Source organism: Mucilaginibacter terrae (assembly GCF_031951985.1).
Classification (GTDB): Bacteria; Bacteroidota; Bacteroidia; order Sphingobacteriales; family Sphingobacteriaceae; genus Mucilaginibacter; species Mucilaginibacter terrae_A.
In genome coordinates, this window is record NZ_JAVLVU010000001.1 from 2,431,305 (window position 1) to 2,458,180 (window position 26,876).

General features: G+C 41.4%; 20 protein-coding genes. 10 read left to right on the top strand and 10 right to left on the bottom strand.

Translation table 11 applies throughout. The features are described from left to right. Positions 1–105 precede the first annotated feature (105 nt). The 5 genes from QE417_RS10190 to QE417_RS10210 all read right to left on the bottom strand — a co-directional run bounded on the left by QE417_RS10190 (position 106) and on the right by QE417_RS10210 (position 6,479). Complete coding sequence (locus QE417_RS10190) at positions 106–1,206, bottom strand: DUF6515 family protein (RefSeq protein ID WP_311949665.1); 1,101 nt, start codon at positions 1,204–1,206, stop codon at positions 106–108. A 253-nt stretch (positions 1,207–1,459) separates the two neighbouring features. Next, positions 1,460–3,211: an outer membrane beta-barrel family protein gene (locus QE417_RS10195; protein ID WP_311949668.1), complete on the bottom strand. Its 1,752-nt coding sequence runs from the start codon at positions 3,209–3,211 to the stop codon at positions 1,460–1,462. Further along, positions 3,183–3,932, bottom strand: coding sequence for a carboxypeptidase-like regulatory domain-containing protein (locus QE417_RS10200; RefSeq protein ID WP_311949671.1), 750 nt, complete (start codon positions 3,930–3,932; stop codon positions 3,183–3,185). The genes QE417_RS10195 and QE417_RS10200 overlap by 29 nt, the downstream gene beginning before the upstream one ends. Before the next feature lie 370 nt (positions 3,933–4,302). Beyond that, entirely contained in the window at positions 4,303–6,120 is a 1,818-nt protein-coding gene (locus tag QE417_RS10205; protein WP_311949673.1) for a PspC domain-containing protein, read from the bottom strand. 26 nt (positions 6,121–6,146) lie between these two features. Then, positions 6,147–6,479, bottom strand: coding sequence for a PadR family transcriptional regulator (locus tag QE417_RS10210; protein ID WP_311949675.1), 333 nt, complete (start codon positions 6,477–6,479; stop codon positions 6,147–6,149). 171 nt (positions 6,480–6,650) lie between these two features. Between QE417_RS10210 and QE417_RS10215 the strand changes: the two genes are divergently transcribed. From QE417_RS10215 to QE417_RS10230, 4 genes are read left to right on the top strand one after another with little or no spacing between them, the layout of a single operon-like run. Further along, positions 6,651–7,781, top strand: coding sequence for a TonB-dependent receptor plug domain-containing protein (locus QE417_RS10215; protein WP_311949677.1), 1,131 nt, complete (start codon positions 6,651–6,653; stop codon positions 7,779–7,781). Next, positions 7,678–9,786, top strand: a complete 2,109-nt coding sequence (locus QE417_RS10220) for a TonB-dependent receptor domain-containing protein (protein ID WP_311949679.1) — start codon at positions 7,678–7,680, stop codon at positions 9,784–9,786. The genes QE417_RS10215 and QE417_RS10220 overlap by 104 nt, the downstream gene beginning before the upstream one ends. Positions 9,787–9,798: 12 nt before the next feature. Next, the gene (locus tag QE417_RS10225; protein ID WP_311949682.1) at positions 9,799–11,457 is read left to right on the top strand and encodes a SusD/RagB family nutrient-binding outer membrane lipoprotein; all 1,659 of its coding nucleotides are present in this window, start codon (positions 9,799–9,801) and stop codon (positions 11,455–11,457) included. 29 nt (positions 11,458–11,486) lie between these two features. Continuing rightward, positions 11,487–12,365 (top strand): hypothetical protein, encoded by an 879-nt coding sequence (locus tag QE417_RS10230; protein ID WP_311949684.1) that lies wholly within the window; start codon positions 11,487–11,489, stop codon positions 12,363–12,365. A gap of 403 nt (positions 12,366–12,768) precedes the next feature. Here QE417_RS10230 and QE417_RS10235 read toward each other — a convergent pair whose 3' ends face one another. Next, a complete protein-coding gene (locus QE417_RS10235) occupies positions 12,769–15,261 on the bottom strand; it encodes a M14 family metallopeptidase (RefSeq protein WP_311949686.1) in 2,493 nt (830 codons plus the stop codon). A gap of 169 nt (positions 15,262–15,430) precedes the next feature. On the opposite strand from QE417_RS10235, the gene QE417_RS10240 reads away from it, so the two are divergent. After that, positions 15,431–17,980: a gliding motility-associated C-terminal domain-containing protein gene (locus QE417_RS10240; RefSeq protein WP_311949688.1), complete on the top strand. Its 2,550-nt coding sequence runs from the start codon at positions 15,431–15,433 to the stop codon at positions 17,978–17,980. Between the two features lie 38 nt (positions 17,981–18,018). Continuing rightward, on the top strand, positions 18,019–20,166 hold the full coding sequence (recQ, locus tag QE417_RS10245) for a DNA helicase RecQ (protein ID WP_311949690.1): 2,148 nt from the start codon (positions 18,019–18,021) through the stop codon (positions 20,164–20,166). Positions 20,167–20,389: 223 nt separating this feature from the next. Here the strand turns inward: recQ and QE417_RS10250 are convergent, their stop codons facing one another. Continuing rightward, positions 20,390–21,013 carry a YceI family protein gene (locus QE417_RS10250; protein ID WP_311949692.1) on the bottom strand — a complete coding sequence of 208 codons (624 nt, stop codon included), beginning with the start codon at positions 21,011–21,013 and terminating at the stop codon, positions 20,390–20,392. A gap of 102 nt (positions 21,014–21,115) precedes the next feature. On the opposite strand from QE417_RS10250, the gene QE417_RS10255 reads away from it, so the two are divergent. The 4 genes from QE417_RS10255 (at position 21,116) to QE417_RS10270 (ending at position 23,860) form a co-directional block, all read left to right on the top strand. Beyond that, positions 21,116–22,024 carry a helix-turn-helix domain-containing protein gene (locus QE417_RS10255; protein WP_311949693.1) on the top strand — a complete coding sequence of 303 codons (909 nt, stop codon included), beginning with the start codon at positions 21,116–21,118 and terminating at the stop codon, positions 22,022–22,024. 209 nt (positions 22,025–22,233) lie between these two features. Further along, the gene (locus QE417_RS10260; RefSeq protein ID WP_311949694.1) at positions 22,234–22,911 is read left to right on the top strand and encodes a hypothetical protein; all 678 of its coding nucleotides are present in this window, start codon (positions 22,234–22,236) and stop codon (positions 22,909–22,911) included. Positions 22,912–22,928: 17 nt separating this feature from the next. Next, on the top strand, positions 22,929–23,282 hold the full coding sequence (locus QE417_RS10265) for a hypothetical protein (protein ID WP_311949696.1): 354 nt from the start codon (positions 22,929–22,931) through the stop codon (positions 23,280–23,282). Further along, positions 23,282–23,860 carry a hypothetical protein gene (locus QE417_RS10270; RefSeq protein ID WP_311949697.1) on the top strand — a complete coding sequence of 193 codons (579 nt, stop codon included), beginning with the start codon at positions 23,282–23,284 and terminating at the stop codon, positions 23,858–23,860. The genes QE417_RS10265 and QE417_RS10270 overlap by 1 nt, the downstream gene beginning before the upstream one ends. 225 nt (positions 23,861–24,085) lie before the next feature. Here QE417_RS10270 and QE417_RS10275 read toward each other — a convergent pair whose 3' ends face one another. The 3 genes from QE417_RS10275 to QE417_RS10285 all read right to left on the bottom strand — a co-directional run bounded on the left by QE417_RS10275 (position 24,086) and on the right by QE417_RS10285 (position 26,634). Continuing rightward, positions 24,086–25,306, bottom strand: a complete 1,221-nt coding sequence (locus tag QE417_RS10275; protein WP_311949698.1) for a sugar transferase — start codon at positions 25,304–25,306, stop codon at positions 24,086–24,088. Continuing rightward, entirely contained in the window at positions 25,303–25,713 is a 411-nt protein-coding gene (locus QE417_RS10280) for a response regulator transcription factor (RefSeq protein ID WP_311949699.1), read from the bottom strand. Before QE417_RS10280 ends, QE417_RS10275 begins: the two co-directional genes overlap by 4 nt. Before the next feature lie 117 nt (positions 25,714–25,830). After that, complete coding sequence (locus QE417_RS10285) at positions 25,831–26,634, bottom strand: glycosyltransferase family 2 protein (protein ID WP_311949700.1); 804 nt, start codon at positions 26,632–26,634, stop codon at positions 25,831–25,833. Positions 26,635–26,876 lie beyond the last annotated feature (242 nt).

Below are 26,876 nucleotides of genomic sequence, written 5' to 3' on the forward strand. Positions count from 1 at the left end.
GCATCCTGCTGTATGCTGTTGGTTGCTTTAAAGCATCTACATTAAAAGAAAAAGGTGCGACCATATAGCCGCACCCCACTCTAAAAAACTATCAATCATTACTTATTACTGGTCATCGGGTTCATCATCGGGCACACCGGTTACCACGTAGATAATTTTACCGTTGGCATCACGTTGCTCGTGCAAATAAACGCCATCGGGGGTAAGCCAATATTTTTCGCCGTTAATTTTTACTTTACGGGTATCGTTTGGCAATTCATCAATTACATCGCCAATTTCGGGGTAAGCACTGTTATCGTTACCATTTACCTGGGCATTATCAGTGTTAAGTTCACCATCTTTACCCATTACACGATACACTAACCGGCCGCTGCCATTGGTTACCGCCTGGTAGTATACACCGTTCGATTCATAGTACTGTACACCGTCAATTGTAATCGACTCGGCATCATCGGGCAAACGGTCAAGTTCGGCACCAACAGGAGGCTCAACTACGGTGTACTGATTATTTAAGTTTTGGTAATAAAAACCATTACTATAATAGTACCATGATGAGCCCCAGTAAAACGGATAGTAACCGTAAGGCAATACACCAATGCTTAAACCTATGCGCGGATAATAGTAACTATTGTAATACCCGCGATAGTTATGATAAAAGCCACGATATGGGTTGCCATAATAGGCTCTAACCCCACCACGGTAATAACTACGGCCGCTAAAATAGCTACGGCCACCAATACCACGGTAATTGTAACCGGGGCGAACACCGCCACGGAAACTATACGTATTACCTGATCTAAAGCCTCCGCGGGCTCCATTATAACTTCCTCTCGATCCTCCGTAAACGCGGTTGTTATCAAAATTTCCGCGAGGCGAGTTACCAAAGTTGCCACCTGCATTTGGCCTTACACCATAGTTTTGACGACCTTGTGTATTACCTCTTTGTGAGAAATTACCACCTGGGTTACCTCTTTGTGAGAAGCTGCCGCCTGAGTTTCCGCGTGGTGAAAAACCGCCTCCGCCAAAACCGCCGCGAGAGCCACCACCGAAACCACCGCCACGAGAACCGCCTCCGCCGCTAAATCCGCCACGACCGCCGCCACCGCCACCACCTCTGCTTCCTCGCTGAGCATCGGCCGATAGGGTAAACAGAACTGTTAAAGCGCTTAACCCTATGCTCAATAAATATTTATTTAAACTTTTCATGTATGTATGTTAGAAAGAAACGTTACTACCCGCACACAGCAGGCTTTTTGTTAATTTTAAATTTTCGACTATTTAAACATTCAACGGTTTAATAACCTTATAAAAATTAACATTTTATTTGGTCGGTTAGCCCAGCCACATTACACTACAAGTATCAATTACAAAGCCATTAAACCCTGCTCTATACACAAAAAAGCCATCTCCCGGTCATTTATCCGAAAGATGGCTGTATATGGTTTCTTTGTAATATGGTTTAGCTGCCCGATTTAACCCGGCTCTTTTCGCTATCGGCACCGCTTTGGTGGCGGCGGGCCTGTATTTTGGTATTACCAAAGTTGTAGGTAAAGGTTAATCGTGCTACGCGGGTTTCATTTTTTTGGTAAACGTTAAAGTTTAAGTTACCCTGGCGCACATTTAAATTTTGCTCGCGGGTGTTAAACACATCGGTTACCGAAAATTTTAAGGTAGCTTTTTTTGCTGCGAATGACTTGCTGATACCAGCATCCAAACCATATTGATGGCCTATTTGAAACAAGCCATATGTTAAAGGCGATTGATAATTAAAAGTACCTTCCAATTTTACAGTTTTACTTAGTAAAAAGGTATTTATTGAATTTCCCTGTAAAGCAAACTGGCCATTATCAATACCGGTGGCCGGCGATTTAAAGCCCAGGTAAAAACCTGTTATGTTGTTATTCATGCTCCACCATTTGGTAAGTTTAAACGGAGCGCTCAGGTTAGCATTGTATGAGTTTTGCTCAGCTAAGTTTTCGCGGGTTATAAAGGTTACCTTTTGAGCATCAATCTGCTTGGGTATCTCTACCATTACATCGGTAGTTTTGCTATAACCCAAGGTAAGATTGTAGGTTTTTTTAAAGGTATACGATAACTCGAACGAATTGGTAAATTGAGGTTTAAGATTAGGGTTACCTTGCTGATAGGTATAGGCATTTAATATTTGTACAAAGCTATTCAAATCATCATAGCTCGGCCTGTCAATACGGCGGCTGTAGTTTAAACCCAGACTATGATTTTCTGATAATTCGTGATTAACAAACACGCTTGGAAACCAGCTCAGGTAATGTCTTTCGTTAATAGTGGCTACACCATTAATATCTCGCGAATCGCCTTTTGAATTGGTTTGCTCGGCGCGTAAACCGGCTTGCACCGATGTTTTTTTCCAGCTTTTGCTAAAGTTAAAGTAACCTGCGTTAATATTTTCGGTGTATTTATAAAGGTTGGTGCGGCCTGCATCGGGTACCCAGTTACCGTTAAATACCGAGTCGGTGCGTAAATCATTATCGGTTGCCACGTAGCTGAATTTTACACCGGCTTCCAGTTTCATGGTTTTACCAATAGGATTGGTATAATCCGCCTTATAAGTACCAATGTTGATTTTGGTTGGCAGGTTGTTTCTTAATAATGAGCTTGTACGCAGGGTGGTACCATCGGCCTGGTAAAAGTTGTTGTTGTAATTGTTGCTTTGACGGTTCCAGAAGTAAGAGTAATCGGCATCCATACTTAATTCTTTTCCTGCGGTATCAATTACCAGACGGTTGTTAATATTAGCCGCAAAGTTATTGTAAGCTTCTTTAGAGTTGTTGCCGGTGGTGGTAATACCGGTTTGGTTACCCTGGTTACCTCTAATTAAGGTGTTGTTGTTGCTTAAACCATCAAAGGTTGAATTATAACCGCTTAATTGTATACCCAGGGTGTTGGTTTTGCTGATATCGTAGTCGGCACCTACTTTATAATTGTGTGAGTTGCGATCTCCTACCAGTTTAGTATTCTCGGTAAAAAAAGTATTAACACCGGCATTATTAATTGTGCGGTTAAGCTCCAGGTTTTGAGGGCGTTTATTGCTGTAGTAGCTGTAATTACCAAATATATTTAAGTTGCCGTCTTTATGGTTAAGGTTTAATGAGCTGCTGGCTTTATGGTTTTGACCATAACCTGCAGTAGCTGCAAAACTACCGTTAGTACCACCTGCACGGTTTTTTTTCATTTTGTATGTTAATGATACCTGAATTACCGGCAGCATCATACTTAGCCGATGGATTGGTAATTAACTCGATAGACTGGATGCTGTTACCATCGGTTGAGCGTAACAAGGCAGCCAATTGGGCGGCCGATAGGTAGGTTAATTTATTATCGATCATTACCGTTACACCTTGTTTGCCCTTAAGGCTAATGTTATCATCTTTATCAACAGTAACACCGGGCGCACGCTCCAATATTTCCATAGCCGAGTTACCGGCTGCCAGCACGCTGTTTTCTACGTTCATTACGGTACGGTCTATTTTACGCTCGATGAGTGGTTTGGTAGCCGTTACCGTTACTGCCGCCAGGTTTTTTGACGAGGATACCAATTTTAAAGCCGGAACATTTACAGTGGCATTGTCTGTAACATTGATTGGGGCACTTACCACTTTATCAAAACCTACAACGGTTGCTTTAACCAGGTAAGTACCGGTTGCAACACGTTCAATGGTATAAGCACCGGCATCATTGCTCAGGCTGCTTTTCACTACCGATGAATCTTTAGCACGCAACAGGGTTACGGTGGCATAATCGGCAGGTTTACCTTTATCAGTCATCAATGAGCCATTGATTTTTCCGGTTGCAGATGGTGCCGCGGCTGGTTTTGCATTGTTTTGAGCCTGTACAGTTCCCGCTCCAAAAGCAAGGACCAAACAGGCAAATATTTTAAAGGTGAGCGTTTTCATGTGAGTTTAGTGTAAGTGTGTAGTGTAAAATTTTGGCAATAGGTATCCTGTTAAAGATTTTTAATCTTTTTAAAAATTGTTAAACTGTTTTATTGATTAAAGCTTACCTGTACCGTGTAAGCTTGTTATTGTATTTGTTAGTAAGATGCACAAACAGGGCATCTGGTTACAAGAAAATGTAACTTTTTTAAAAAATCATTGGAGAGGAAGGTATAACCAAAGTTAAAACCAGGCCAAACAACTTAAGCCTCAACAAATTGCGATAAGGTGTAGGCAACAGTAAATTTATTGGAGTTAAGAATTTAGCATCCCGCCTGCAACCTCATCATGAACATTTAGTATGCAGGCAGGATGTAAATTCCTTATTTTGTTATTGCACCTTGCGGTGGCGGCGATGAATTACCACCGGCTTTTTAGCAGGTTTAGCTGTTTGAATGGTATCATCAACATAAATAGTATCGCCAACAGCAGGCTCATTAGGAGCTGTAGGAGGTGCTTGTGCTGCTTTTAATGCTTCACTCGCATCAATTGCACCATCATGGTTAAGATCAAGGGATTTAACTTCATCACTCATTTCGTTACCGTCAATACCCACTACTTTTTCAAACTTGCATTTTAAGCCTTCGTTAGTCATTACAAACGGTGCCATTTCGGTGCTTTTGTGATCATCGCCAGGCAGGCAGGCATAAACATCCATATAATTGCTTATGTAGCGGTTTATTTTCTCATTCACCATAACAGTGGCATTTAAAGGTATACGCAAAGTAAGTTTTACTTCTTCGTTATGCCATCCCATGTTATTTAAACGGCGCAACCTGCGGTCGAACTTTAAAACCGAATCTTGTTGAACAAATACATAACGTGTGTTACGTGCGTTCTCTAAGGCGGCATCATAATCATAACCACGAGCCGAAAATTCCTGAACCAGTACCGGGTAAGGCACGTCTGATTTTTCGATGCTGATGCTCAAACTGCGGGGTTCCAGTTCATGGCGGTCTTCATCATCGGTTAAAATCATGTTCCTGAACTTGTCTTTTATTTGCAGGCGGGTGCTATCCTCACGGGTTAAAAACATTACGTCGTTCAGCTGTAGGTAATAAACCTGGGTTTTGCTCGGTTTTAGATTAATGGTTTGTGTAAAACTGGCCGAGTCTCTGAATTCGGCAGCTGCACGGGCACCATGGTAAGCTAATACTGCTACTGAACTTAACCAAACCACCAGCAAAGTAATACCTGCCGACCGGTTAATAGATGCGGTAGAAAACATGGCGCTTGCCACCACTATAATAATAACTGTAAGCGGAATAATGGCAATGAGTGCCACCGCAGCACGTACCTGGTTAATATGCTCGTAATTAAAAAAGCTATCTGGCAGTGAAAAGTTATTGCCACCAAAAAACCAGGTAGCGCCAAGGCCAATTACAACGGCAATTATGCCGGCTACACAACCTAATATTACGGAAAGGCCTAACAGCTTAACAGCCACTTTACCTGCACCGCCAAAAAATACAAACAGGTGATGAAAAAAATCGCTCACAAAATCGCGGGTTTTATATACAAAGGGACGTCCCTCACTTTTCAAGCCTGCAATGCGGTCGCTTACCGAACTCAATTCGGCTTCAAAGTTTCGCTTAAAGCCTTGCAGGTCCAGAGGCTCGCCTTTCATGGCCATTTTATCGGCACGGGTAACGGCTTTGGGCAGTATGATCCAAAGAATGATATATAATAACAAGCCTGTACCGAAAAACACAAAAGCTACTGTAAAGAACAAACGGATCCATACCGCCTGTACATCAAAATAGTTAGCTATACCGGCACAAACACCACCTACCAAATGGTCATCCGGGTCGCGAAATAAACGACGGTTACCGGCATGATCTGCAAACGCAGGTTCTTCAAAACCCGGGGCTCCGGTTTCTTCGGCATATTCAAAATCTTTAACCGAGCCCATTTGCTCAATCACATAGTTAATATCCTGGTCAATTACCGCCTGGCGGCCTTCGCGCACCAAAATCTCGTTCAGCATTTCGGCAATACGGTTTTCAATGTCGGTAGTTATTTCAAGGCTATCGGCCGAGTTAAAAAAGTGACGTTTTACATCGGTCATGTATTCCTTAAGCAGCTCGTAAGCCTGCTCCTCTATGTGGAATACCGTTCCGTTTATGTTAATGATAATTGTTTTGTTCATGATGATTTATAGTTAATAGCGGTTGATTATTTTCTTCCTTCGATTGATGTTTGCACGGCAAAGGATAATTCCTGCCATGTTTTATCTAAATGTGCAAGCACCTGCTTACCTTCTTCAGATAGTACATAGTACTTTCGGGGCGGCCCGGAGGTTGACTCTACCCAGTTATAACTGAGTAGGCCGTTATTCTTCAATCGGGTAAGCAACGGGTATAATGTACCCTCAACTACAAGCAGTTGTGCTTTCTTTAACTCGGCAATGATATCTGATGCGTATATCTCGCCCTTGGCAATAACACAGAGTATGCAATACTCGAGTATGCCTTTTCGCATTTGGGTTTGGGTATTTTCTACAAGCATAATACAAAGATATATGTTTTAGATTGTATTATGCAATACATAGTACTAAAATAAATAAAATTTTTACTCAATTTATTCCAAAATTTAATTTTGTTGACATAAAACTTGACTTTATGGAAATAGAAATATATTTTTAATGATTATTTAATAATAACTGATCTTATAAAAAACATGAAGAAAATTCTACTAATGAATTTGTGCTTCTTGATGCTCGTTATCGGGCAACTTTTTGCGCAAGATCGTACTGTTACTGGTACGGTTACATCAAAAGACGACGGTTTGCCTATTCCAGGCGTAAGTGTAAGGGTTAAAGGTTCACAAACCGGAACTGTTACTGATGCACAAGGCCGCTATAGTTTGCAGGCAGCTTCAGGAGCAACTCTACTTTTCACTTATTTAGGCTACGATGCCCTGGAAGTAGCAAGCAGCGGCAGTCCACAAAACATTATTTTGGTTCCAAACAGCAAACAACTCAATGAGGTTGTGGTAACATCGTTCGGTGTTAAAAGGGAGGTTCGCTCATTAGGTACAAGTGTTGGTAAAGTTACCAACGAACAGATCACCCAAATTTCGGAGCCTGACGTATTAAAAGCAATGCAAGGCAAAGTAGCTGGTGTTGATATTCGTTCATCTCAGGGTACTCCGGGTGCTTCAACACGTATACAGATACGTGGTAACACCTCATTTACCGGCGATTCGCAGCCACTGATTGTTGTTGATGGTGTGCCTTATAGCAACGATAACGTAGTTACCTCAAGCCAGGTAACCGGTGGCGGTGCTTATGGTAGTGGTATATCAAACATCGACCCTAATGATATTGCTGACATGCAGGTATTAAAAGGATCGGGCGCTGCTGCACTTTACGGTTCACGTGCTTCAAACGGTGTTATATTAATTACAACCAAATCAGGTAGTGCCTCACGCAGTAAAAAAGGTTTAGAAGTTAACGTTAAAAGTTCTGCTTCGTTAGAGCAAATAGCAAAACTTCCTGAAATGCAAAACAGCTTTGGCACTGGGTCATATGGCAACTATTCGGAATCGAATGGCTCATGGGGTCCTAAATTTGGCGGAGCTTTAAAAAATATACCAGCATGGTCGGCTTATTTGGCAGCATACCCTGAGTTATTTCCTAACGGTACAGTACCATACGTTGCTCACCCTGATAACGTAAAAAACCTGTTTAAAACCGGTAGCGTTTTTGAAAACTCGGTTAGTATTAACGGTGGCGACGAAAAATACCGCATTTGTGTTAACTGCTTCACAGTTAAACCAAAACGGATACATGACCAACCAGGACTTTAAACGTTCAAACATATCATTAGGTGGTAGCTCAAAACTGGCAAATGGTTTAAATGTTCGCGGTAACTTAAGTTATGCCCGTACCGATCAATCGGGCGGTAATTTTGGTGAAACACAAAGCGGTGCACCTTCACTATTTTCACGTAGCTTGTTCTTAGGCCGTAACTGGGATTTGGATCTGCCTTTTGAAGACAAAAACGGCAACAGCATTATTTACGCAGGTGCCGGCCAGTTTGACAACCCGCTTTGGTCTGCCAAATACAATCTTAATAATACTGCCTCTGAGCGTTTTATTGCCAACATGCGAGCCGACTATGATGTTACCAAATGGGTAAACTTATCGTTTGCATTAGGTAGCAACACATTTACTAATGATCGCCGCGAGGTAATTGAAATTAGCTCGAGAGCTGCGCAAGGCTTAGGTAGCTTAGTTGTAGATAACTACCGCAAGCAAGAGATCGAATCGACATTTTTGGCAAACTTCCACCCAAAAATCGCAACAGATTTCAGTCTTAACGGTTCATTAGGTTTAAACTTTAACCAGCGTACCATTACCGATTTAACAAACGTAGGCAATCAGTTTATTGAACGCGGATACCATACTTTAACCAATACAGTACAAAAATTAATTGGTGAAGACAGCTATTCAAGAAGAAGAATCTTTGGTTTGTTTGGTGAGGCAACCCTCGGTTACAAAAATTATGCATTCGTTACCGTTACAGGCCGTAATGACTGGTCATCAACTTTACCATCAAACAACAGAAGCTATTTTTATCCTGCGGTACAAGGTACTTTCGTATTTACAGATGCCCTGGATATTAAAAGTGACATATTGGACTACGGCAAGTTGAGAGCAAGCTGGTCAAAAGTAGGTAGAGATGCCGATCCTTATAACCTAATTGCCAACTTTGGTTACAATCCTAATTACTTAGGTCAGCCATCTTTAGGCATCAGTGCAAGAGCTTATGATCCTAACCTGAAACCTGAATTTACTAAAGAGGTTGAGTTAGGTACTGAATTAAGTTTCTTCCACCAAAGAATTAACCTGGATTTCACCTACTACAATAAAAACTCATCTAACCTGATTGTGCCTATCACAACTCCAACCAGTACAGGTTACTCAGAGTATTACACTAACCTTGGTGGAATAAACAATAAAGGTATTGAGGTAATGTTAACGGTTAAACCGGTTATGTCAAGATCTGTTAACTGGACAGTATCAGCAGCCCTTACCAATAACAAAAACACGGTTACGAGCTTAACCCAAGGTATAACCAGATATAGCCTCGGTTATCTTGGCTTTGCTGAACCAGGATTACCTTATGCCTATTTCAGAGGCACAGTTGCCGCGCGCGACGACGCAGGTAATTATTTGATTAACCCGGCAACAGGTTTACTTATTGAAGCAACAGAGCCTGCTAACATTGGCAACCCTAACCCTAAATACAAACTGGGTTTAACTAATACTGTGAGTTACAAAGGCTTTAGCTTATCTGCATTAATTGATTATACTAAAGGCGGAGACGTTTACTCAACCACCATTGTTAACGAATTAGGCCGCGGTACTGCTAAAATTACTGAAGACAGGGAATCAACCTGGGTAATTCCGGGGGTATACGGTGATCCAAATACGCAACAACCTATTTTAGTAAATGGTAGTAAAGTACAAAACACAACCCGTGTACCAACAAACGATTTATACTTTGGTACCAGCTTTGCCACAAACGGCCCAACTGAATTTGCTATATACGATGGTACAGTTTACCGTTTAAGAGAAGTAAGCCTTGGTTACAATCTCCCTAAAGGTTTACTTAAGAAAACTCCATTTGGCAATGTGCGTTTTAGCTTAACAGGCCGTAATCTTTGGTTCTTTGCACCTAATGTACCAAAAGGTACAAACTTTGATCCTGAAACCGGCAGCTTCGGAAGCGGTGCCAACCAGGGTATTGAGCTTTCTACAGCGCCAACAGTTAAGCGCTATGGATTTAACCTTAATGTTACCTTCTAATAAAAGAAAAACATGTTACGAAAATTAAAATATATTATACCTGCTGTTTTGCTGATGACATCATGCAAAAAGCAACTCGATATTAATACTAACCCATATGCACCTACAGCGGTAACTGAAGCACATTTACTTACCGGTATTGAAAGAGGGCTGGGTAATGCAACTTCCCAAAATGGCCTTTCTTATGCATTAGAGGTTTATACACATCGTATTACCGTTCGCGAAGCTCCTAACGGATACGGCTTAACAGGCAATGATATTTCCTGGGGTGATTTTTATGTTACTGTATTAACAAACACAGATTTCCTTATTGCAGAAGGTACTAAAAATGGGAACCTGCAATATGCCGGAATTGGTGAAATTATTAAGGCATATGCATATAGCTTATTAGTTGATGTTTACGGCGACGTGCCTTATTCAGAAGTTAATAAACTTGTTTCGGATAAAATAACTAATCCTAAATTTGATAAGGGATCAGAAATTTATCCTCAGCTTATAACTTTACTTAACAAAGGTATTGCCGATCTTAACGCAAGCGCAAGCAACGTTAAAAAACCTGGCGTAGATGATTTAATTTACGGTGGTAGCATTGCTAAATGGGAAAAAGCAGCTAACTCAATTAAATTAAAACTGCTTTTGCAACAACGCAAAATTAAAAACGTTACCGCCGATGTAAATGCGTTAATTGCAACTAATAAATTAATTAGCACTACAGCCGAGAGCTTTTTATTACCTCACGGCCCTAACGGCGCTACCGACGACCGCAATGCTGGCTTTAGCGAATACTATGCGTCTCAACGTACTAAGAACGTAAGCCCATGGTTTTATGAAATTTTGAAAGGTTATAATCCTAAAATTTACACAGGCATCACTGATCCACGTGTACCTTACTACATTTATAACCAATTAAGAACCGCATCAACCACTACACCCAACCCAAGTGAATATAGAGATGGCAGATTCTTATCAATCTACTTTGGTTCTACCGGTCCTAATGCTGGCCAATCGCAACAGAATTATATGTCATTATCGGGTATTTATCCGGTAGGTGGACGCTATGATGATGGACAAGGCGGTACTGCAACGGCAGCGAGTGGTACTGGTGCTGCGCCAGATCGTTTTATAACATATGCAGATGTTCTGTTTATGCAAGCTGAGCTTATAAACACCGGAGTAATAACCGGAAATGCCAGAACTACTTTCCAGGCAGCGGTAAATGAAGCATTTAAACAAGTTGATTATGTAATTACAACTTATGTTAAGCCTACAACTCAAACGGTTCCGGCATTAGTTGGAGCATCTGCCACAAATGCATATATAACCGCAGTAATGGCGCAGTTTGACGCAAAACCAGCTCAACAATTAGAGCAAATTTTGACTCAAAAATGGATATCAAGTTTTGGATTTGCTGTGGATGCTTATACAGATAATCGCAGAACAGGATTTCCGGTAATGTTTGATCCTTCAAACACAGAGCAAGCTCCGGGCGGTAGGGTACAACCTCCGGTTAGCGGTAACCCAAGTCAGCCGGTACAACCGTCTGTTCCCGTTCAGGCGACTAAAAAATTCCCGCTTACTTTGCCTTGGCCGCAAGATGAGTTGAATAGTAATTCAAACGCACCGGCGCAAAAAGTTGATCCTTCAACCTATAAGCCTTTCTGGTTACCATAATATTTATTTGATTGATTAAAATAAAAGACATGAAAAAGTTATTAATATATTCACTCGCTGTATTGTCATTTATGGCATCATGCCGTAAAAGTGACAACCCTAAGTTGGAGGGGGTGGAAAGAGTTCCATTGCCACAGCTTACTGTAAATGCAACTGCCGACCAGGTAATTAAAAGTGATGCTCCTGATGCGTTTGTTGGAAAATTCACTGTGGGTCTATATTTTCCCGATGATGTAAAACCATCAAAAATGGACATTGTGGTTATAAAAAACGGTGATCAGAAAAACGTACAAGTACTGCAAAGTAATGTTACCACTTTCCCTACCGAAATTACGGTTAGAGGAACACAGTTTAAATCGCTTTTTGGTAACGTTTCGTCTATATTAGGCGACTCATACACTATTGGTGCTAACATTACCACTCAAGACGGTAAGGTTTATCCTGCTTTTTCAGGCGTGGCTAATCAAAACAATAGTAACATAGCGAGCCTTGCAGGTGCTACACCTACTATTACTTATGGAGCTCTTTGCGGTTTCCATATGGAGGATTATGGCGCAATTGGTTCAACCGTTCCGTATACTGTAGTTGCTGACGGCTGGCAAGATTATGCCGTTGGTAGCACCATTCCGGTAAAAATTATTGATGCTACACACTTATCATTTGTATATGGTGTAACAGATAATGTTCAGCCCATCGTAATTACTATCGATCCGGCAACTAATAAAACGTCGGTTACAAAACAGGTTTATGGTAATTACGGAGACGGTCTTAACTTCTCAGCAGCAAGCGTTGCGGGTAGTGCCGATAATCAGGTTCTTCCATGCCAGCTTACGGTAGGTGTTAGGCTTGCTCATACCTCAAGTGCGGGTAGCTACGGTAGCTTTACTATTACCCTGAAAAAGAAATAATAGTTAATAGTAGTTCATTCAAAAAAGAAAGCGGGTTGTAAATTTTACGACCCGCTTTCCTTTTTACAACATTTGGAAGCTTTATTCTCCTCTTCACTGGTCTAAAGTCAAGTTTGTTGCTTTTCCCAATTCTTCACCCAAAGCATTATTTACTTTGGCTTCATAATTTTCATCATCGGGCAATTCATTAGAATGTTCTTCCGAAGATTGCCTTTATTTACTGCACGTTACCGCTCATTAGCATTATCCTTGCGGTATCAGCGTCTGATCCGTTTTACATCCCGTAGTTAACAGTATCCGGGCATTCATCCTGGTTAGCCGGATCGTTATTTTCATTCCACTGAGCCATATCAGTCGATTTATTGATACAACAGTAAGTTTCCAGTACGATTTTAGCTTTTAATTAATTTACCATAAAAATCGCATTACTAAATAACAGCTTACCATTCTCCCAAAAACTGCGGAAAAGCGGATCATCGGTCAAATAAACTATGGAGCCACGACCTACATTCTCCACACCAAAAATCAAACCGGTGCTAAGTTTGGCTTTTGCTTTTTCGCCGGCAAAGCCCGTTACATAGCTGTCCTTTTTAAACACGCCCACATTCACATTGCCATCGTCGAGGTAATCGTAAATTTCATCACCCAATTTAAGAGTGTAATAGTAGCTTGGATAGCCGTAGCCCAGCGGATGGGTATTATCTAAGTAAACCTTGTATATAGCTCCGGGTACGTTGTTTTTGATCGATTCACGGTCGCGGCCATCATAGGGCGACAGGTCGGGCTTTTTACCGCCTTTATCCTCTTTCTTGTCATCTTTACTTTTCAAGGCGAAACCTTTTTTATCGGCAAACTGGTTGATGGCTCCTCCCATGGCAATAAGTTTACCGCCATCACTTATCCAGTTTTGTATACGCTCGACTGGGAAGTTGCTGTAACGTCCGTCGGGGAATATAGCCACGTCAAAATCGCTTAGTTTAATACGGCTTAAATCCTGGTAACGCACTACTGATACAGGATAGCCTATCTGCTGTTCAAAAAAGTGCCATACCTCGCCCATGTCATTGGCCGATACGCCCTCGCCCGATACCAGCATCACTCTCGGCTTGGTAATAAAACCAACGGCGCTCGAACCCAAATCAGCACCTTTATCAACAAAACCGGTGCTGATGGGAGTAAGCGTGCGGCCCAAGGCCACTGCCGTTTCGTTAACCACTTTATCAAAATCAGCCCGGGTATTACCGGCGCGGGTAATAATTAACGAGCCTGCGGTAAATTTTTTTCCACCCATTTCAAATGCTTGTGAGGCCGAACGTATTTTGATTCCCTTTTGCAGTAAAGCCGTCATAAACTTTACATCCTGTACCGATTGCCACCCGGATACATACGCATAAGCGCCCGAATTGGCAATGCCAGGTGCCGGTTTAGCAGTAGGCGTAGTGCTTACAGGTTTTATTGACTCAGTAAGACCATAAGCCTTTAATCCGTAGGCGTAAGGTAACGACCAAGCTGTTATATCGTAAGTATTTGAATCGGCCACAAAGGTTTTAGGCTCCAGCAACACCGTTAGTAAAACCGCTTTAGGCTGATAGGCATTCACGATCATATCGCCTGCATTAACATTATAGCTTTCGTATTTGCCATTAAAATAGTTGTAACCGTTCACCGTTTTGTTAACGCCGTAGCCGTATTTAATCAAATTTTTATCAAACAATTCGGCCAGCTTAGCCAGTTTGTCGGGGTTATCATTTTTAATAATGTAAGTTTTATACGCCCCTGGTGGATTGCTGCGGCTATTATCAAAATACTTTTTGTACTCATCCAGCATCTTTTGATTATTATTTGATGCGGTTTCAATAGTGCTCAAGCCGTTAGAGTGATGGTGGGCAATACGGTCGGTAAGGGTTAGGGTATCGCCGCTGCGCATAGTAACTGCCAAACCACCAGCCGGGCCTCCACCCTGCTCGTAGGTCATACCAATTGAGCCATTGTAAAGCGGGTAAGTATCACCGTATGATGGGTACAGCAGATCGAACACTTCCTTAGTAAAATACAGCCAGCCATTCTGGTCAAAATATTTGGCATTGTTTTTACCAATAGTGGTTTGAAAATCACGCTGCCATGGGGTAATATCCTTGTGGAATGGCTCTGCCGCAGGTGCAAAATAATACGGGTTATTAAATCCCTGCTCGTGAAAATCAACATGAATTTGCGGCAGCCACTTGTTATATAAAGCTACACGTGCTTGAACTTCTTTTTGTGTTTGCCATGCCCAGTCACGATTTAAGTCAAAATAATAGTGGTTTACCCTGCCGCCCGGCCAAGGCTCCATGTGCTCGCGCGATGAGGCGTTTGGATCGGGGTTAATACCGCGCATCTGGTTATAAAAGTTCACGTAACGGTCGCGTCCATCAGGGTTTAAGCAAGGATCGATAACCACTACAGTATTTTTCAGCCAAGCCTGTGTACGGCTGTTGGCAGGGTTAATCATATCATACAAAGTTTGCATGGCGGCCTCGCTGCTGCTGGGTTCGTTACCGTGTACGTTATAGCTTAACCAAACTATGCCCGGTGCATTGCTTAATGTTGCAGGCCCATTGCTTAAACCGGCCAAATGCAGGTTATGCTCACGCACTTCTTCTAACCGGGCTAAGTTTTCCTCACTGCCAACAAAAGCTACCATTAACGGCCTGCCTTCATTAGTTGAACCATACTGTAGCAATTTTACTTTTTTAGATGTTTGCGCAGCATACTTAAAGTACTCGGCAATGCGGTAATGGTAGGTGTACTGGCTTCCCAATGGGTAACCTAAAAACTCAGATGGCGATTTCAGCGCCTGGGCAAATGCAACACAGGTAATGCTCAAAAAAAGTAGTAGAGCGTATAATTTCTTCATATAAACGTTATATCTCCCTAATCTAATAAAGTATTTTATTAAATTAGGCTAACGGTAAATGCTATCGGCATTTTTACGATATATTTTAGTAGATTTCGGCAATCTAAGCCCCCTTTGATTAGTGTTATTGCTACGTTACCTGCTGTTAATTATTTTCACAAATCTGCTCATGAATGCCTTCGCTCAGCAGGATGTTGAATTTCACCTGAATGCTCATTTATTGCAAGGAAAAAATATCATAAAAGTTAAAAGAGATTTTAATGACCCCTACTTATGGGTGTTAGCGCAGAACAATGAGGTTTTTCGTATTAATAGTATTGATAATACTGTTACTAATTATACCGCCTTTTTTAACATTTACAACAACTTTAACCTTATTGATATTGCAGGGGTAAATAAAGATACCGTGTTTGTGGCAACTAACTCACCGAATGTAATTGCCTATAATAACGGAACAATTAGATTTATTGGTGTAAATAATGGCTTAACAGGCAACGTACATTCATTAGGTGTAGATTATTCAGGTTCGTATTTAGATAATCTCACGCGAAGGATTCCATCAAACCACAGCATTAGTATAGCCACCGCAACCGGAATGCACCATTATGATTACCGACAGCAAGTTATGCTTCCCGGATCGTCAAATGTGCCAACGACCGTGTATGAAGCTACATATAGGGCAGAAATGGTTAGGGCCACCGAGGCCGGCAATTTCCCCGGACTGCCATTTAATTACCCTGCATTTGCCTTGTCATTAGGCACCTATGGTGGTTACTTATATTATGGCGGAGCTTATGGAACAATTAATACAGCTTATTATACCGAATACCCGGCACGTCCTGGTATTGGATTTATGAATTTTTACTGGGGTACAGAAAATGGTTTATTTCAAAATGGCACCGCATATTCAAATAATCCAAATTCACCACAGAAACATTATCTGGATGGGATAAATGTAAATAAAATCACATCATTGTATGGACTAAAGAGTTTTGGAACCCCTCAAAATGAAGGACTTATAAAAGAAATTCTTTTAGTTGCAACGGATAAAGGATTGTATTTCAGCAATTCGGGATACGGAAAATTCAGCACAGGTCCACTCAATGTTTACGATTTCTATTTTTATGCTGATATTGGTAATATCAAAATTAACCACGTAACTTCAAACAATGTTGTTAATACAAGCCCCGTATGTGAGGATGGCGTTTGGGTGGCATCGGTAAATGGCCTTTATCTTTTAAAGCCCGACTTTGGTAAATATATAAATCCGCAGCAATACCAAGCAATACAATTCCAAAATCAACCATTTACAGTTACTCAACGCGACATTTGTTCCGGTACAACAACTACTGCCACTGTTAATTCCATTTCTTATTCAGGAAACAGTATTCAATGGTATAAAGACGGTGTGCAACTACCTGCGCAAAGTGGTACAGATCTCATTATTGATAAATCAGGAGACTATTATGCCGTTTTGTACGATCCTTGTTCAACTTTTCATGTTGAAAGTAATCATCTTAAAGTAAATGTAATTTCAAGCCCAACGGCTGACTTATTATATCCCGACCTGATACAGGCTTGCAGTGGTTCAACCATTAATCTGGCAATTGCAACTAATCCAAATTTTCAATACCGATGGTACAAAGACGGAGCGTTAACCGGCAACATTACAGGTTCGCTTAATACAACACAATCGGGGAAGTTTAAATATGAAGTAAGTGCCTGTTCAGGCAATTGGATTTCGTCAAAAGAAGTTGAGGTTAAATTTATAAACCTGGCCTCGCCTGTTATTAATTCCGATAAAACGGCTTACTGTATAGGCGAAATAGCCACTTTATCTGTAAACGTTTCACAAAGCCCTGATTATGATATTAACTGGCTCTACAACGGGGCACCGTTAGCAGGAAAGCTAAATTCAACAAGCATAAGTACCACCGATGCAGGCACTTACAACGTTTATTTATCCAGTAAAATTTTGAACTGTACAGGCCCCCCTTCGGGTAAAGCCATAAGTTTTGATGCCATACCTACATTAAGTATTCAACAGAGTAGCAATACCACGTTTTGTAACGGCGAAACCGTAAACTTAAAGGCTACCTACAGTAACGGTAATATAAAATGGTCTACCGGTGAAACCTCTGATAACATCTCGGTTACAACATCCGGATCATACTCGGCCACTGTAAAAACTGCTGCCGGGTGTGAATTTAATCAAAGCATAAATGTTAATTTTTTACCTAATCCTGTAATTAGCATTCCGGATGCAAGGTTGTGCGAGTACTCGCGCGAGCAAATAACTTTAACCGCACCAGCGGGCTTTGCTAAATATATATGGAATGGCATAGCCGGCTCACGTAACTTTGTAACCAATAAATCGGGGGTTGTAACTTTGGTTGTTACCGACGCAAATGGCTGCAAAGCCTCTGAAAGTATAACCATCAACAATTACTGTAAAGACATTTTACTACCTAATACCTTTACACCCAATGGCGATGGTGTAAATGATACCTGGCAAATCATAGGCTTAAGTAGCGACCTTAGCACTTTGGTAAAAGTTTTTAATCGTAATGGTGAAATGGTGTTTGAAAGCCGCGGCTATCCAACAGCCTGGAACGGCCAGCACAAAGGAAAAAAATTACCGGCTGGCGCTTATTACTACATCATAAGCACCAGAAGCAGTAAGCAAGTTTTAAGTGGTTCGGTTACCATCATTTATTAATTTGTGTCAAACTCAATAACTTTACTACCTTCATTATAATGACCCCATCAGAGGCACTACATAAATACTACGGCTATACCAAATTTCGCCACCAGCAAGAGGCTATTATTCAACAGGTTTTAAGCGGGGGCGATGCATTGGTGCTGATGCCTACGGGTGGAGGTAAATCATTATGCTACCAGTTGCCTGCGGTTTTACTGCCGGGGTTAACCATCGTTATATCGCCATTAATAGCCCTGATGAAAGACCAGGTAGACAGCCTGAACCTCACTGGTATACCGGCGGCTTACCTCAATTCAACCCAAAACAGCGGTGAGCAGCAGAATATTATAAGCCGGTTAAAATCAGGCAAAATCAAGCTTTTATACCTTGCCCCCGAACGCCTTTTTAGTTCAGAAAGCAGGCTGGTAAGCTTCCTTAAATCATTAACGGTTAGCTTGATTGCTATTGACGAGGCACATTGTATTTCGCACTGGGGGCACGATTTCAGGCCGGAGTACCTGATGCTGGCTCATTTTAAAACTGAGTTTCCGTTAATACCGGTTATTGCCCTCACCGCTACGGCCGATAAGCTTACCCAGCAGGACATCAAAGATAAACTTGCCCTGCATAACCCGGCCGAGTTTGTATCCTCATTTAACCGGCCCAATATTAGTTACACCGTTGCGCCTAAAAAGAACAGCTTTGACCAGTTACTTAAATTTTTAGATAAGCATAAAGACGATTCGGGTATTATCTATTGCCTTTCGCGCCAGGGCACCGAAGATTTGGCGGCCAACCTGCGGGCACAAGGCTACCAGGCCGATGCCTATCATGCCGGACTAACCGTTGAAACCAAATCCCGCAACCAGGATAAGTTTTTGCGCGATGAGGTAAAGATCATGGTGGCTACTATTGCCTTTGGCATGGGCATCAACAAATCGAACGTGCGCTATGTGGTGCATTATGATTTACCCAAGAATATTGAAGGCTATTACCAGGAAACCGGTCGTGCCGGGCGTGATGGGCTGCCGTCGGAAGCGCTCCTATTCTTTTCGGCCGGGGATGTGTTTAAGCTACAAGGGTTTGCCCGGGTTGAAGGCAACGAAGAGCAAAGCCGTATTATGCTTAAAAAGCTGGATGATATGGCCAAATACTGCAAGCTGCAAACTTGCAGGCGCCAATACCTAATGCATTATTTTAATGAGCCATTCCCCGATAATTGTGGCTCGTGTGATGTTTGTTTAACCGAGTTTAAAAAATTTGACGGTACGATATTAGCCCAAAAAGCATTATCGGCCGTGGTAAGACTGAACCAGCGTTTCGGCACCAATTATGTGATCGATCTGCTGCGCGGATCGCGGAGCGAGAAGATACGCGAGGAGCATAAACGACTTAAAACCTATGGTATAGGCAAGGACGTAAGCAAAGCCGACTGGCAACTCTATATAGCTCAATTGGTAACCCAAGGATTATTGCAGGTTACCGAGGATGATTACCCGGTGCTCAAACTCACCCCGGCAAGCGATGCCGTTTTAAAAGGCCAGCAAACCGTAGAATTCATATTAGTTGAAAACGTGGAAACCTCCACCGAAATACAGGTTCCGATTTATGAGGCCGGTTTGTTGCAAGACCTCAAATCCATCCGCTACAACCTGGCCATGGGCGAGAACGTGCCGGCTTACCTCATTGTATCTGATGCCACCTTACTCGAAATTGCTACCTATCTGCCGCAAACACCTAATGAGCTAAGCCGTATTTCGGGCTTTGGCGAGGTAAAGCTGGTGCGCTATGGCGATGCCTTTTTGCAGGCTACGCTGGCTTACTGCCATCAGCATAACTTAAAATCATTGATTGATGCCAAGCAGGTTAAACGTGCTTCAAAATCCAGGGCAGCAAAAGCATCGGGACCAACGGCTACGCAGCGCGAAAGTTTTGACTTATACCGTGCCGGGTTAAGTATCAGCGATATTGCCAAACAGCGCAACCTATCGCCAACCACTGTTGAGAGCCACCTGTGCAACTTTATACAAAGCGGCGAAATGAACGTAAGCGAACTGGTAGCTTCCGAAAAAATGCCTGCCATAAAAGATGCCATTGAAAGCTACGGTGCCGACCGCCTCTCCCCTCTCAAAGAGATTTTAGGTGAGGGTTACACCTATGCCGAAATTAAAGCCGTGGTAAGCTGGATGAAACGGGAAGATTAGGGAGCGGAGGTATTGGAGCGAAGAGCGGGATTTTTTAGAGACCTGTTTTCTCTCTCTCTTCGCTCCTGTATCTTCGTAACTGATCCCCCCGCTCCTCTTTTACTTTCTCTTCTGAAAACCGCGAAATCACCCCGTTTTTTCCGTAGTGTTCAATTTAGTGCTTCATAAACACGTTGCACCCTTAACACTGGCATTATCCTGTCACTATCTTTTAAAATCAAGCCTACCGGGTAAACACCATTTTTAGTGTAATGGGTACTTCGCCAACCATAATCTTGTTTTTAATTTTATTTTCTAAAGTTGTCACTAATTCCCACGGCTTGGGTTTGGCTTGCGGCGGAGATTGCAAATCTATATGCCATATTAGCCGGTCTATCACAAGTGCGGCAGTGGCTATAATATTGCCTCCCTTTTTCTTCAGAGTGGCTGTAAACTCAATAGGGTTGGTAATACCCTTTATGGTAAGGTCGCCGTTTACTTTGTATTTATCTGTTTTGCCAATCTGGGTTATGGTTAAAACCCTCATGGTTGAGGTTGGGTACTTATCTATATCAAAAAAGCCCGGCTTCCGGAGTTCCTGGTCAACCTTTTGATTATCGGCTGCCTTCTCATGGTCTTCGCTCCTGATGCTGTTCATATCCATACTAAACACACCATTAACAGGCTGCCCGGCAGATGAATAAATAAGTGTGCCCGAGCTAAACAGCAGGTAACCGTAATGGCCTCCCATAGTTTGGCGGGTGTTCCATAAAACTTTACTTTTACTTACATCTAACTGGTAAGCCTGTTGCGCATAGGCCGAAGCCTGGATAACAAGTAACAGGATAATTAAGTGTTTTTTTATCATAGCTCATGTTGTTTTGATTAGGGCAAACCTACTCAGCCACAGTAGTATAGATATTATAAACATTGTAAATTAAAGTGTAAAATATGTAAATTAAGCCCGGGTATGAGCATTATCAATTTAATCAAGCGCATTGGCGCACAAAATCAATACATGGTGGCACTATGCTGCCTGTTGTTTACAGCTCTTACCTGCGTTGCATTTAGCTTTAACACTAATGATAATTTTGATAAATTGCGCCAGCAGGTACTGATCCGCAATATTGGGCATGAAGTGTTATTACAATCGGGCGATAGCACCTCGCGGGTATTGCCGGTAACCCAACCTGCTGATAACGAGTATAGGTTGAGGTTTGAAAACGAGTTTACTTTTCAAACAGATTCGCTGGTAAAAATTGTAAAGCGTTCGTTGGCCAAAAGTAACTTTAGCCATAATTACATTGTTAACGTTTTAAATTGCTCAAACGGGCAGGTAATTTTTGGTTACGCTATTTTTAAAAATGAGCAAAACAATATCATACCCTGTTCGGGGCGTAAGCAGCCCAAAAGCTGTTATTTGATCAGCATAAAATTTGAGCATGCCGGCTTTACTGCCCGCGAAGGAGGGTACTTACTTAGCGGACTACCATTAATTGCTTTATTGGGTTTTGTTATACTAAGATCTGGCAAAATACAGCCCCCTAAAATCAACCCCGATGTTATTGAAAACAAAGCCCTTGTTTTGGGCAATACCGTTTTCGATTTCACCAACAAACTCATTATAACAGCAGGCATAACAACACCCCTTACTGCTAAAGAGAACAAACTGCTGCTAATTTTTGCACAAGCACCTCAGGCTATTATTGAACGAAACCGCTTGCAAAAAGAGCTTTGGGAAGACGAAGGTGTTATTGTTGGCCGAAGCCTGGATATGTTTATTTCCAAACTCCGCAAAAAACTGGAGCATGATTCATCGGTACACCTGGTGAATATTCATGGTAGAGGGTATAGATTAGAGATTGCGAAGCAGGTATAACCTAACTGTATTAGACCTTCCGCTTTTTCAGTTATTGAAGCTACACAATAGTTAAATTAAAAGCTTTGGAACTGCAGAATTACTGACTTGCATGGTGGGGTGACAACACCGACATAGGTTATATATAACTCAGATTATTAATTTAAAATAAATTTTATATTTCTCTATACTTTATTTAAACTTTTGATAATCAATCTTATCACAAATTCATGAAACCTCTCAAACTCCTTACAACTATTTTAGTTTTAATTTTTGCTTGTGTAATGTTTTCTTGCAAAAAGTCGGATAGCGACTCAACATTACTCAAAAACAACTCGTCAACACCCGAAAGTTCAACTGTTGAAAGCTTTCCAAAATTAACCAACCTCACGCCTGCAGAGTCAGATAGTTTGAAACGAATGTTAAGGAACTATAAAACTAAACGTGCCGATTTAGTTGCCTATGCTAACAGCATCTTAAAGCCCGAATCATCAAATAATAGTTTTAAGGCTGGCAATAATTACAGAGTGAATGACCTTAATGACCCAACGGGAGATTCGGGAAATTTTGATGAATCAGAAACTACATCTTCAATGGAATTCTCACCAATGTATTATGAATCAAACGCAGAATTTGACGGCATAACGGATTGGGATGACGAACTCTATTACAATCCCTATGGGCCGTCTTTCTATTTAGATGTTCCCAAATTTTATATGAAGCATACGACGGGTGGTACTTTGCCTGGAAGAGGTGTATTTGTTACTGTTGAAGTACCTATAGAATACCGGTTTAGATTTAATCAATTGCCTCCATATAATTCTTATTATTATATCAATACAATGTCTTACCAATACACATCAACCAGAAAACCTAAAATGTACCTATCGGAATACTTGGCCAATTAACGGTAGTAAATGAGGAGTTGTCGTTTAACTATTATGGTACACCAGGGGAGTATGCGGGGCATGCAAATATCAGGGTTCAAGAAAACAGAACAATAGTTTACACATCTACAGGAGAAAAAAAGGTAGAGGTAACACCTGTGACCATAGGGGGCACAACTTCATCTGGAGCAACTATCACCCAAACCAAGAATATACAAAATTATTTTAACTATGACTGTGACTTTATATTTTTTGGAACCAACACTGGTTATTATGGGAGTGCGCAAGATTACAACCTTCATGGCTTGGGTATGGGGTTCCATCAACTGCTGAAACCTATTATCGGAACAACCTCTGAAGTGATCACTTTTACCGGTTTAAACAGAAATTAATGAGCCACCTTATACTTTTAATTAACCTAATATTGGTTTGGGGATTTTTAGGCTATTATCAGCCAAACTCAAATGAGCTGAAGCCTGGGTTATATAGATATGACTATGTTTCGGTTTACATTCAAGGCAATTCTGTTACCCATGGAGACTGGCGTAAACCCAGTAAGATGAAGCCTCTTGAAAACGTAGCTTTCAGAATTATCGATCACAATACGATCTATAAAGGTTACGGTAATTCAAAAGGAGCCTATAGATGGGGTGATACATTAATTCGTGTCAGTGATTCGGCGTTGTTAGCTTACCGACCGGTTCCAACTAAGGTATTAGATTTTGATTTAGTTGGGGTTTATTATTTTGACCGACGATTTACCGATTCATTCAGCGTGATTTATTATTCTAAAAAAAGGAATTCCTTTATAGAACAAACGCATATTTACGCCTTAAACAGAATAGTTTCTATCTGCATGTATATGAATGAGCCTTATCATCCATTTTATGATATTGATAAATATTTTAAAATCCCTAAAGGTAAGGATACCATATATTACGGGCCGACTCAGAAGCTCAAGTTAAATTAAATTTGTTTCTACCTCCGTAATTAACACAAATTTCCAACTTGTGTTAATTACGGTATAAGCTTCAAGCTCTGTTATTCGAAGTCTCCGACTTCGAATCAATATGCCAATAGTCTTCAGACTACTGGCAGCAACCCTAAAACAAAAAAGGTCAACCCAACCGGATCGACCTTTCTATAAGTATGATATATATCTTGTTTCTTTGCTCTTGGTTCTTGTGTCTGCAGCTTACACGCTTTCCTTTTGCAGCAGAGCCGGTATAGTCTTCATGATGAGTTTTACATCATTAACCAGGCTGTGGTTTTGGGCATAAACGTTGTCGAGCATCAGGCGCTCTTCTTCGCTCATGTCGCCTTTGCCGCGTTTTTCTACCTGCCACAGGCCGGTTATGCCTGCCGGGGCGTGGAAACGCAGGGCGTATTTATCGGTAGTTAGCTTTTCGGCTTCGTAAAGCGGTAGCGGGCGGTTGCCTACTATGCTCATGTCGCCTATAAAAACGTTCCACAGTTGCGGTAATTCGTCGATACTGGTATTACGAATAAAGTTACCTATACGGGTTATACGCGGGTCGTTCTTTATTTTAAAGAAGGCCGAACCTCCGGCAGTTTTTTTGTTGTCAATGTACTCACGTTCGCACCAGTGCACATTATCGGCATACATGGGGAACTGGCATTTGCCAGAGCCCATGCAATCGGCACATAAAAATGAGGTATTTTCAATTACCTTCTCTTCTTCCTTAACGCCTTCTTTTTCCTTTTTGGCGGCAGCGTCGGTATCGTACTGGTTCAGGTGTTTCAGGTCTTTTAAACGCTGGTCGGCGTTAACGTACATCGACCTGAACTTGTAAAACTTAAACACCTGATAGCCCGTACCCACCCTCAGCGAGTAATAAAACGCCGGACCTTTTGACTCGAGCCTTACCAGCAAATAGATAAGCAGGAAAAATGGCGATAAAAATAGTAGTGCCATACCCGAAAAGAAAATGTCGAAAGCGCGTTTACCGGCTGGTATGCTATAATTAGCCGCTACCTTCTGTCCCGATTTTTTATGCAGTGTTTCCCAGTATTCTACCAAAAAGTTTACCCGGGTTTCGATATTGCTGATCTTTACCGGATTTTTAAAAACATCGGCAACACCGGCATTTAACGCCAGCTGGCGTAAGTTGCTGTTAAAGTGGTTAACAATTAAAAAGAAGGGCACGTTGCCCATGTTGTTCTTTTTAAGCGTTTCGAGCAGTGTAATGCCCGACGAAGCCAAAACCTCATCCTGCGAAATTATGGCTGCAATGTTTAATTTATTTTGCTGCCAGGCCGAAAACATCTGCATTCCGTTTTTGAAATGCATCAGTTGCCTGTCTTTAAAATTACACTGATTAATAGAGATGGTTAAATCATCACTCAAATTAATCAACGCAATTATTTGCCGTTGCTGGGTAAATGGTTCGCTCATAAGCTTTGCACATTCTTTCCAATTCTTCTCAATATCGCTCTCACACGTGCTTCCAGTTCGGCCGGGTTAAATGGTTTCACAATAAAATCGTCGGCACCTGTATTTAAACATCTCACACGTACTTCAGAGCTGTCTTCGCCCGATACAATAATTACAGGTATCGATTTAAAGAAATCACTGCTATGCATCTGGGTTATTAAGTCTAACCCGCTAAGGTTAGGGGTATTTAAGTCGGATATGACTAAATCGGGGATATTACCATTTTGTAAAAACGACAGCGCCTCTAATGCCGAGGGGCATATCTCCAGTTCGTAGGATTTGCCTAAGAATTTGCGGAGTATGAGCTGCATATAATTGTCGTCTTCAACAATCAATATTTTGGTTTGTCCCGTGTCTGAAAATCCCATTCGAGTGGATTTGTTAGTTGTGCTTAATAGGTTGTTAATAACAGGTATCATACTCAATTGCTTTATGTACCTTGTTACGAAATTTCTAACGTAAAGGTTCTGCGATTATCAAATATGTTACGAAAAAAATACTCTTTTAAAACGTTTAACGGTTGCTTTCCACAAACCACCGTCAATTTGTATTCTCCGGTCCGTAGTCCAAACTATCGACTGCGGGCTTGTAACACGATGTATACTGCCAAAACCTTTATTTTTTAATTTTAATGCCAGGTAACCATCCTCGTTGGTGCCGGCCGGGTGGTTAAAACTATCCACCTGCAGGCCTTCTTCGCGCCTAAAAGCCGAATCGAACCCGTAAACATTTACCGCCTCATTTTTAAAGTACTGGTTATAAACCCGGGTAAGGTCAGAAAAGTACTCGTAAAAAAAGTAAGTAAAACGTCCTGTTTTGCCCACCGGTATAAATGAAAACAAACCGTAGGTAATAGCTACTTTCTTGCTCTCATCGGCCAGCGGCTTTATCATTTCCTCTATCCAGTCTTCCGGGTATATGGTGTCGGCATCGGCATTTAAAATATATTTGCCTTTGGCTTCGGCCAGTCCACGGTTGCGGGCAGGCGTTATACCCTGTGTAGTTTCAAGTATGCAGTTAACACCGCAGGCTTTAACTAATTCTTCTGTTTTATCTTTAGAGTTATTGTTGATTACGTTGATCTCAACAGCCCATTTTGTTTCGTTGTTGCATAACGAGGCCAAAGTTTGCACTATGGTACTCTCTTCATTATAAGCCGGTATTGATACCGTTACATCAGGCACGGCTGTGCCCTTACGTAACCGCTGATAAGCCTCACTCACCTTTGCAGGGTCTTGCTTATTGTAAAAAAAATTGCTTACATAAGCAGGTATCGAAACAGGTCTCATAAAACGAAGCAAATTATAATTTTTCCTTGAACTTTTTATATTTTTTATCAGCCAACCAATGCATTTAATAGAAATTTAATACCATTAGAGCTATTAGTAGTAACCTTTACCGCATTAACAGAAGACTAACAATAACGTTATACGGAAATCAGGTGCAGTTGGTGCAGTTAATTTACATTTTTTTCACCGCTTGTAAATAACTGTTAATGTTTGAGTTATATATATGATAAATTGTACGCTCC

Bases quoted from the DNA above. Each gene is read 5' to 3' on its own strand.
- QE417_RS10195 (WP_311949668.1), bottom strand. From the start codon at position 3,211: ATGAAAAAAAACCGTGCAGGTGGTACTAACGGTAGTTTTGCAGCTACT.
- QE417_RS10215 (WP_311949677.1), top strand. From the start codon at position 6,651: ATGAAGAAAATTCTACTAATGAATTTGTGCTTCTTGATGCTCGTTATC.
- QE417_RS10250 (WP_311949692.1), bottom strand. From the start codon at position 21,013: ATGATAAAAAAACACTTAATTATCCTGTTACTTGTTATCCAGGCTTCG.
- QE417_RS10285 (WP_311949700.1), bottom strand. From the start codon at position 26,634: ATGAGACCTGTTTCGATACCTGCTTATGTAAGCAATTTTTTTTACAAT.
- QE417_RS10190 (WP_311949665.1), bottom strand. From the start codon at position 1,206: ATGAAAAGTTTAAATAAATATTTATTGAGCATAGGGTTAAGCGCTTTA.
- QE417_RS10235 (WP_311949686.1), bottom strand. From the start codon at position 15,261: ATGAAGAAATTATACGCTCTACTACTTTTTTTGAGCATTACCTGTGTT.
- QE417_RS10240 (WP_311949688.1), top strand. From the start codon at position 15,431: ATGAATGCCTTCGCTCAGCAGGATGTTGAATTTCACCTGAATGCTCAT.
- QE417_RS10260 (WP_311949694.1), top strand. From the start codon at position 22,234: ATGAAACCTCTCAAACTCCTTACAACTATTTTAGTTTTAATTTTTGCT.
- QE417_RS10205 (WP_311949673.1), bottom strand. From the start codon at position 6,120: ATGAACAAAACAATTATCATTAACATAAACGGAACGGTATTCCACATA.
- QE417_RS10280 (WP_311949699.1), bottom strand. From the start codon at position 25,713: ATGGGATTTTCAGACACGGGACAAACCAAAATATTGATTGTTGAAGAC.
- QE417_RS10225 (WP_311949682.1), top strand. From the start codon at position 9,799: ATGTTACGAAAATTAAAATATATTATACCTGCTGTTTTGCTGATGACA.
- QE417_RS10275 (WP_311949698.1), bottom strand. From the start codon at position 25,306: ATGAGCGAACCATTTACCCAGCAACGGCAAATAATTGCGTTGATTAAT.
- QE417_RS10270 (WP_311949697.1), top strand. From the start codon at position 23,282: ATGAGCCACCTTATACTTTTAATTAACCTAATATTGGTTTGGGGATTT.
- QE417_RS10255 (WP_311949693.1), top strand. From the start codon at position 21,116: ATGAGCATTATCAATTTAATCAAGCGCATTGGCGCACAAAATCAATAC.
- QE417_RS10230 (WP_311949684.1), top strand. From the start codon at position 11,487: ATGAAAAAGTTATTAATATATTCACTCGCTGTATTGTCATTTATGGCA.
- recQ (WP_311949690.1), top strand. From the start codon at position 18,019: ATGACCCCATCAGAGGCACTACATAAATACTACGGCTATACCAAATTT.
- QE417_RS10200 (WP_311949671.1), bottom strand. From the start codon at position 3,932: ATGAAAACGCTCACCTTTAAAATATTTGCCTGTTTGGTCCTTGCTTTT.
- QE417_RS10210 (WP_311949675.1), bottom strand. From the start codon at position 6,479: ATGCTTGTAGAAAATACCCAAACCCAAATGCGAAAAGGCATACTCGAG.